General features: G+C 74.2%; 1 protein-coding gene. It reads right to left on the reverse strand.

Annotated features, from left to right (window positions below; translation table 11 throughout):
• Positions 1-251 precede the first annotated feature (251 nt).
• Positions 252-2,407: ATP-binding protein (locus tag AB0I76_RS27790; protein WP_357041461.1), on the reverse strand; the 2,156-nt coding region annotated here is incomplete at its 5' end.

Consider the following 2,407-nt stretch of genomic DNA (forward strand, 5'->3'; position numbering starts at 1 on the left):
GCGCCGCCCAGGGTGGCGCGGTCTGCCATGTACAACGACCCGCCCCCGCCCCGGATTCCACCCCCGGGGTGGCCCCGACCACCCGACACCCCACCCCAAACCGGACACCACGGCCGTCATGCGAAGAGATCTTGGTAGGTAATGGCCCCTCCAGGGGCCATTACCTACCAAGATCTCCCTCCAAGCCCGCCCCCAGCGGCGGGTGCGAAACGGACATCTCACCCCGCTAACCTCATGCTCAACCAGGGCGGTTAGGGGTGGCTGGTGGTTACTCCATGATTCGCGGCGTCGGTCTCGGGAAGCCGGCGCTCGATGGTGACGGTGGTGCCCTCGCCGGTGGAGATCATCCGCACGTCGCCGTACGCGTTCATGAGCGTCGCGCCGCGGCCCCGATCCATCGCCGGGCGGCGGTCCCGCCAGGTCCCGAAGTCGCGTACGGCGATCTGGACCGTGCCGTCGGACACCCGCAGCCGGACGCGCACCTCCGGCCGGGTCGGCCGCTGGGCGTGCTCCACGGCGTTGTTGACCGCCTCGGACGCGGCCAACAGCAGGTCCTGCACGATGCCCGGGTCCACGTCCAGCGACTCCAGGGCCGTCCGCACGTCGCGGCGCATGGCCGAAGCGGAGGTGGGCTCCGACGGGTACGTCCAACCGGTGTCCAGTGCGGTCACCGGGCCGTAACGGTCCACGTCCGTCCACGGCTGCCGGCCGGCGCCCTCCACCTCGACGGGCGGCCGCACGCCGTTCCCGCCGAGACTCGGCGAGGCCGCACCCGCGTCGACGGCGGAAGCGGGCTGCGCGGCGGCCTGTGGTGATCCGGCCGTTCCGCGTACCACTGGGGTGTCACCCCGACCGGTCGCCGGCGGCCGGACCACGGCGGTGGCGTTGGCCGGGTCCTCCGGCACGCGGACCGTGCTGCCGTCGGTGGGCGTGCCGTCGGCGTCCGACTGCCGCGCCCGTGCGCGGGCACCGTGCAGAACGGCCCGCACCCGGGCGATCAGCTCCGCGGTGGCGAAGGGCTTGACGACGTAGTCGTCGGCGCCCAGGTCCAGGCCCACGACGCTGGCGTCGCCGCCGGCGCGGGCGGAGAGCACCACGATCGGCAGGGCCCGGGTCGACGGCTCGTCGCGCAGCCGGCGGACCAGCTCGAAGCCGTCGACGTCGGGCATCATGACGTCGGTCAGCACCAGGTCCGGCGGGTCCCGGTGGATCGCGGCGAGGGCGGCGCGCCCGTCTCCGACGGTCTCCACCCGCCAGCCCTGTCCGGCGAGCAGGCGGGCCAGGTACGCGCGCATGTCGGCGTTGTCGTCGGCGACCAGGATTCGGGCCCCGTGCGCCTCGTACGCGGAGGTGGTCGCCGATGCCGACGCCGCGTCGGTCAACCAGCCGGCCGCCTCCTGGACGGCGGCCCGGGCGGTCCGGCCCCGGGCCGGGGCGTCGGTCGCGGACGGCGCGTCCCGACCGACCGCCGCCCAGGGCAGCGCCACGGTGAACGTGGCCCCCGTCCCCACCCGGCTCTCCACCCGCACGTCGCCGCCCTCCAGGCGGGCAAGTTCCCGTACCAGGGCCAGGCCGATGCCGGTGCCCTCGTGGCTGCGGGAGCGGGCGCCCTGCACCCGGTGGAACCGTTCGAACAGGCGGGGCAGGTCCTCCGGGGCGATGCCGATGCCCGTGTCGGCGACGACCAGCCGGACCTCCTCGTCGTCGGCCTCCACCGCCACCCGGATCCGGCCGACGAACGTGTACTTCAAGGCGTTGGACAGCAGGTTCGTGACGATGCGTTCCCAGTTGACCGGATCGACGGCGACCGGGCGGGGCAGCGGCGGGCACTCCACCTCCAGCCGCAGACCGGCCCGCTCGATGGCGGCCCGGAAGACGCTGGCCAGTTCGGCGGTCAGGCCCGGCAGGTCGATCTCGCGAGCTTCGCTGCGCGCCCCGCCGGCCTCCAGGCTGGAGAACGTGAGGAGGCTGTTGACCAGCGTCAACAGCCGGGTGGCGTTACGCCACGCGGTGTCCACCCGCTCCCGCTGCGCGGCCGGCAGCGGATGCTCCGGATCGTTGAGGGCGTCGGCCAGCGGACCGAGCATGAGGGTCAGCGGAGTACGGAACTCGTGGCTGACGTTGGTGAAGAAGCTCGTCTTCACGCGGTCCAGCTCGGCCAGCGCCTCGGCGCGCCGCCGCTCCTCCTCGTACGCCGACGCGTTGCGGACCGCGACCGCCACCTGCTGCGCCAGCAGGTGGAAGAAGGACCGGTACGCCTCGTCCAGCCCACGGCTCGGGCTGACTCCGACGAGCAGCACCCCCAGCGGCTGGTCCGCCTCGGCGGACGGCAGGGGCAGGGCCAGGGCCGAACCGACCGGGTCCCCCCAGGGGCCGCCGGCCAGGGTGAGCCGGTCGGCGACGCCGG

The sequence above is a fragment of the Micromonospora sp. NPDC049799 genome (assembly GCF_040656655.1).
Lineage (GTDB): Bacteria > Actinomycetota > Actinomycetes > Mycobacteriales > Micromonosporaceae > Micromonospora.